Here is a 6,213-nt window from a genome sequence, read left to right as displayed (position 1 = left end):
GGCGCGACAGATCGCACCGAACTCATCTGCATTCAGGGAAGCTCCACCAATGAGCCCCCCATCGATATCCGGCATGCCGAACAGTTCGACCGCATTGGCCGCCTTCACGCTGCCGCCGTATAGAAGCCGCACACCTTGTGCGACCTCAGAATTCTCTGCCGCCAACTGCGCGCGGATGGCTGCGTGCACATCCTGCGCCTGTTGCGGTGTAGCAGTCAGCCCGGTGCCAATGGCCCAGACCGGCTCGTAAGCAATTACTGCCTTTGCAAACGCATCAACACCCAGCTCTTCGATGATGCTGCCCAGCTGACGCGAGACAACCTCAAGGGTTTTGCCGGCTTCCCGCTGCTCAAGGGTTTCCCCTATGCACAATACCGGGATCAGGCCACAAGCCTGTGCCGCTGCGAACTTGCGGTTGAGTGTCCCATCAAGCTCGCCCATCATCTGACGGCGCTCGGAGTGCCCGACGAGCACATAGGAACAACCTGCATCAACCAGCTGACTCGGCGAAATTTCGCCAGTCAACGCACCTTGCATCGGCTCCACCGCAGAGTTCTGCGCGCCGACCTGGATCGACTTGCCTTTCAAGCCGTCAACCACTTGGTTGATATGCAAGCAAGGCGGGAAAACCGCTACATCAACACTGCCAGGCAATGCCAAGTGACGAAGGCCATTGATCAGCTCAGCGACACTGGCGCGGGTACCGTGCATCTTCCAGTTACCAGCTACCATAGTGCGACGCATGCTGTACCCCGTCGGTCAAAGTGGGCGCAGATGTTACCCAACCACACCATCACTGGCAAGCCGAATTCAGGCGCAAACTTCAGTTACCAGTTTTGCGAGGTCTTCGGCATGGCCGCGGACCTGCGTTTCGTCGTCACCTTCGACCATGACGCGCACCAAAGGCTCCGTACCGGACTTGCGCAACAGCACGCGGCCACGCCCCGCCATTGCTTGGGTTACGCGCTCGCAGGCCTCTTTGACAGCCGGGTGATCAATCGGGTTTTCGCCACCGCCAAACCGTACATTCAACAATACCTGCGGGCACTTGCGCAGCGCCTGACGCGCCTGAGCAAGACTTTCATTACGACGGCGCAAGGCCAGCAACACCTGCAGCGCAGCGATAATGGCGTCGCCCGTGGTGGTGTGCTGGAAGCAGACGATATGCCCCGAGTTCTCGCCGCCAACCTGCCAATTGCGTTCCAGCAGCTCGGCGATCACATAACGGTCACCCACGTTGGCACGAACAAACGGAATGCCAAGGTCCGCCAACGCCAACTCAAGACCCAGATTGCTCATCAGCGTACCAACGACTCCGCCTTGCAGCTTGTCACGCTCATGCAGGTCGCGAGCGATGATGAACAACAGGTCATCACCATCCACCACGGCACCGGTGTGATCGACCATCAGAACGCGATCACCATCACCATCGAAGGCAATACCCAGGTCGGCGTGCTCGGCAAGCACAGCCGCCTGCAACTGCTCCATATGCGTGGAGCCACAGTTTTCGTTGATGTTCAGGCCATTCGGCTGAGCCGACAGCACGGTGACTTGTGCGCCCAACTCCTTGAAGACACTTGGCGCCACCTTGTAGGTCGCGCCATGCGCGCAGTCGACAATTACCTTCAACCCGGCAAAGTTAGTACTGGTCGGCACGCTGCTTTTGCAAAACTCGATGTAACGGCCGGACGCATCGTTGATGCGCGACACCTTGCCCAGCTTGCTGGACTCAACCACCGTCATCGGCGCATCCAGCAGTTCTTCGATCATCAACTCGATCTCGTCCGGCAGCTTGGTGCCCTGGCCCGAGAAAAATTTGATGCCATTATCATCATGCGGGTTATGCGAGGCACTGATCACGATACCGGCTTCAGCGTGAAACGTACGCGTCAGGTAGGCGATAGCAGGCGTCGGCATCGGGCCCAGCAACATCACGTCAGCACCGGCGGCAGACAAACCAGCCTCCAGTGCGGACTCGAACATATACCCGGAAATACGCGTGTCCTTGCCGACCAGGATGCGGCACGCACCCATGCTGCGGAAGGCCATGCCTGCCGCCCAACCCAGCTTGAGCATGAAATCGGGGGTAATCGGGAATTCGCCGACCCGACCGCGGATACCGTCGGTGCCAAAATATTTTTTAGTCATAAGTGCTCCATCATTTTTATTCGGCAGATTCTACAGCGGCGATCATGCGGACCACATCTACGGTCTCGGCAACGTCATGCACACGCAAGATGCGTGCGCCTTTCGTTACAGCGAGCGCCGCCAGCGCAAGACCACCATACAGCCGCTCACCTACAGGACGATTCAAGGCCAGCCCTATCATGCTCTTGCGTGAAACGCCGACCAGAAGAGGCCGACCAAGGGAATGCAGGGCTTCCATATGTTTGAAAAGACTTAAATTATGTTGCAGGGTCTTGGCGAAACCAAAACCGGGGTCAAGGATAATCTGCTCCGGCGCAATGCCTGCTGCGGCACACTGAGCGATTCGCTGCGCAAGAAACCCACTCACTTCGCCAACCAGATCGTCGTAGTGCGGGCTGTCCTGCATATTGCCGGGCTCGCCCAGCATATGCATCAAACACACCGGCAAGCCGGTCGCCGCGGCAGCATCCAGAGCGCCGTCGCGCTGCAGTGACCGCACATCATTGATCAAGCCAGCACCAAGACGCGCCGTTTCGCGCATCACCGCAGGCGTAGACGTATCCACCGAGATGATCACGTCCAACTCACGAGAAATACGCTCGACGATTGGCGCGACCCGCTCCAACTCCTCCAGAGGAGAAACAACACGAGCACCCGGCCGGGTCGATTCGCCACCGACGTCAATCAGCGTCGCACCGGCGACGACCATCGCTTCAGCATGACGCAGCGCAGCATCCCGCTGATTGAAGCGGCCGCCGTCGGAAAAAGAGTCTGGGGTGACATTCAGAATGCCCATGACATGCGTATGGGCCAAATCAAGAACCCGGTTGCCGCAAGGCAACCGGGTGGAGGACAACACAGAAGTCATTTCAAACCTTAGACGTCAGCTGCCGGGCCGCCGATCGGGGCTTCAGGGCGTTCGTTCTGAACCACCGGCGGAGTGCCCGAGGTACCCGAACCGCCTTCCCAATCGCGAGGTTCACGCGGTGCGCGACCAGCCATAATGTCGTCAATCTGATCGGCATCAATGGTCTCGTACTTCATCAGCGCATCAGCCATGGCATCCAGCTTGTCGCGGTTATCAGTCAGGATCTGCTTGGCCGTGCCGTAGCACTGGTCGATGATGCTGCGCACCTCGGAGTCGATCAGCTTGGCTGTCTCACCGGAGAAGCTGGCGCTTTGACCGCCGCCGCCACGCCCCAGGAACACTTCGCCATCATCTTCGGCGTACATCAAAGGACCGAGTTTTTCCGACAAGCCCCACTTGGTCACCATGTTCCGCGCAATCTGGCTGGCACGCATGATGTCGTTGGAAGCACCGGTAGTTACACCGTCGAAACCAAGGGTCATCTCTTCCGCAATACGACCGCCGTACAACGAGCAGATCTGGCTGATCAGCGCGCGCTTGGAGAGGCTGTAACGGTCCTCTTCCGGCAGGAACATAGTGACACCCAGCGCCCGGCCACGAGGGATGATAGAGACCTTATAGACCGGATCATGCTCAGGCACGACGCGACCAACGATGGCATGGCCAGCCTCGTGATACGCGGTGTTCTGCTTCTCTTTCTCGGACATGACCATGGATTTGCGCTCGGCGCCCATCATGATCTTGTCTTTCGCCAGCTCGAATTCCTTCATTTCAACGATGCGCTTGCCGGTACGGGCTGCGAACAGCGAAGCCTCGTTCACCAGGTTGGCCAGGTCAGCACCGGAGAAACCCGGAGTACCACGAGCAATCACTGCCGGAGCAACGTCGTCGCCCATTGGCACTTTGCGCATGTGCACTTTCAGAATCTGCTCACGACCACGAATGTCCGGCAAACCCACCACAACCTGACGGTCGAAACGGCCTGGACGCAGCAGCGCAGGGTCCAATACGTCGGGACGGTTGGTTGCAGCGATGACGATAATGCCGTCATTCATTTCAAAGCCGTCCATCTCTACCAGCAACTGGTTGAGGGTCTGCTCACGCTCATCATGACCGCCACCCATGCCGGCGCCACGATGGCGACCCACGGCATCGATTTCATCGATGAAAATAATGCAGGGTGCGTGCTTCTTGGCCTGCTCGAACATATCGCGAACACGGCTGGCACCCACGCCGACGAACATTTCAACGAAGTCAGAGCCGGAGATGGTGAAGAAAGGCACTTTGGCCTCGCCGGCAATCGCCTTGGCCAGCAAGGTTTTACCGGTACCCGGAGGGCCGACCATCAGCACGCCGCGAGGAATGCGGCCGCCCAGACGCTGGAATTTGCCAGGGTCACGCAGGAACTCGACCAACTCGCCGACTTCTTCCTTGGCTTCGTCGCAACCGGCAACGTCAGCCAGGGTGGTCTTCACCTGATCCTCGGAGAGCAGGCGCGCCTTGCTCTTGCCAAAGCTCATCGGCCCGCCCTTGCCTCCCGCACCGCCTTGCATCTGGCGCATGAAGAACATGAACACGGCAATAATCACCAGGATCGGAAAGCTCGCTACCAACAGCTGAGTCCAGATGCTCTGCTGCTCAGGCTGCTTGCCCTCAACAACCACGTGGTTATCCACCAGGTCGCCGATCAGACCGTTGTCCTGAATTGCCGGACGAATGGTCTTGAAGCTGTCGCCATCGTTACGTTTGCCGGTGATCACGTAGCCATCAACCGCTACGCGCTCGACCTTGCCATCCTTAACTTGCTGGATGAAGTCGGAATAGTTGAGGGTCTGCGGCTCGTTAGGGCTGGAGAAGTTGTTCATCACCGTCACCAGGACAGCCGCGATGATCAACCACAGGATCAGATTCTTTGCCATATCGTTCAATTAACTACCCTCTGAAGCAAGCTCCGCTACTGGCGCGCGCTTCGCATGATATTCACCGGCCTAACTTACTACATTACCTACAACTCTGGCAGGCGCCGTCTGTAACCCTTTGTGAAACTTTGACTACATAATATTCGTAAAGCTTCATGACGAAAGCGATATAAAAAAACCTATCGCCTCCCTCGAATTTCTCAAAAGCGCTCTTCACTGCTCGCAGCGCCTTCAGCACCACGAAACCCGCGGCACAGCAAGTACTGTTCACGCGACCTGTCTCGGGAGGAGTCAGGCTTACGCGTTTGCACCTTGTCGAACAATTTGCGGATGTTCTTGTGGTACTCGTCAAAACCTTCACCCTGGAAGACTTTCACCAGAAAATCACCACCAGGACGCAAAACCCGACCCGCCAAATCCAGCGCCAGCTCACACAGGAACATTGCACGCGGCATATCGACGGCCGGTAATCCACTCATATTGGGGGCCATGTCGGAAATCACAAGGTCTACCTGCGAATTTCCCACCGCCTCAAGAATCTGTGCGAGCACGGCATCCTGGGTGAAGTCACCATGAACAAAGGTCACATCCGGGATACTGTCCATCTCCAGGATGTCGGAAGCGATCAAGCGGCCCTGCCCACCAATCAGACGACTGGTCACTTGGGACCAACCACCGGGAGCTGCGCCCAGATCGATAACACTCATGCCTGGACGGATTATTTTGTCCTTGTCCTGGATCTCCAGCAGCTTGTAGCTGGCCCGGGAACGGTAGCCATCCTTCTGCGCCATTTTGACGTAAGGGTCGTTGAAATGTTCTTGTAGCCACTTAAGGCTGGTTTTGGAACGGGCCACGGGCCACCTCGAAAATAAAACGGGTCGTGATTAACTGGGCGGTCCCGGACTCGCTCGGGTAAACTGGCCGCCGCTTTTTACAAGATCAGACGCAGGGGTCAGATTATGCCGCTCACTCAAGAGCAGAAGAAACAGTACAAATCCATTGGCCACCATCTGAAACCAGTTCTGATTGTGGCAGACAACGGTTTGACTGAAGGTGTGTTAGCCGAATTCGAACGCGCACTCAACGATCACGAACTGATCAAGATCAAGGTCAACATCCTTGACCGTGAAGCGCGCCTGGCTGCCGTTGCAGAATTGTGCAAGGTAGGCAAAGCGGACCTGGTTCAGGTCATCGGCAAGATGGCGCTGCTGTATCGCAAGAACTTCAGCGTCAACAAGCAACTGTCGAATGTACATCGCTTTAAATGATAGCGTTCAA

At 57.2% G+C, this 6,213-nt stretch carries 6 protein-coding genes; 1 reads left to right on the top strand and 5 read right to left on the bottom strand.

Annotated features, from left to right (window positions below; translation table 11 throughout):
* The 5 genes from tpiA to rlmE form a co-directional block, all read right to left on the bottom strand.
* A partial coding sequence (tpiA, locus tag ACP7A2_RS16585) for a triose-phosphate isomerase (RefSeq protein ID WP_426135086.1) occupies positions 1-744 on the bottom strand: 744 nt, incomplete at its 3' end.
* A gap of 66 nt (positions 745-810) precedes the next feature.
* Entirely contained in the window at positions 811-2,148 is a 1,338-nt protein-coding gene (glmM, locus tag ACP7A2_RS16580; RefSeq protein ID WP_426135085.1) for a phosphoglucosamine mutase, read from the bottom strand.
* 16 nt (positions 2,149-2,164) lie between these two features.
* The gene (gene folP / locus ACP7A2_RS16575) at positions 2,165-3,016 is read right to left on the bottom strand and encodes a dihydropteroate synthase (protein WP_426135084.1); all 852 of its coding nucleotides are present in this window, start codon (positions 3,014-3,016) and stop codon (positions 2,165-2,167) included.
* 8 nt (positions 3,017-3,024) lie between these two features.
* Entirely contained in the window at positions 3,025-4,935 is a 1,911-nt protein-coding gene (ftsH, locus tag ACP7A2_RS16570; RefSeq protein WP_426135083.1) for an ATP-dependent zinc metalloprotease FtsH, read from the bottom strand.
* 200 nt (positions 4,936-5,135) lie between these two features.
* Entirely contained in the window at positions 5,136-5,789 is a 654-nt protein-coding gene (gene rlmE, locus ACP7A2_RS16565; RefSeq protein ID WP_348057069.1) for a 23S rRNA (uridine(2552)-2'-O)-methyltransferase RlmE, read from the bottom strand.
* Between the two features lie 105 nt (positions 5,790-5,894).
* Here rlmE and ACP7A2_RS16560 point away from each other — a divergent pair, with 105 nt between their 5' ends.
* The gene (locus tag ACP7A2_RS16560; RefSeq protein ID WP_003176146.1) at positions 5,895-6,203 is read left to right on the top strand and encodes a YhbY family RNA-binding protein; all 309 of its coding nucleotides are present in this window, start codon (positions 5,895-5,897) and stop codon (positions 6,201-6,203) included.
* Positions 6,204-6,213: the final 10 nt, after the last annotated feature.

Source organism: Pseudomonas sp. PWP3-1b2 (genome assembly GCF_049896045.1).
In the GTDB taxonomy this organism is placed as follows: domain Bacteria; phylum Pseudomonadota; class Gammaproteobacteria; order Pseudomonadales; family Pseudomonadaceae; genus Aquipseudomonas; species Aquipseudomonas antarctica_B.
The sequence above is the reverse complement of the archived record's forward strand: the minus strand, read 5'-3'. Positions and strand labels throughout refer to the sequence as shown.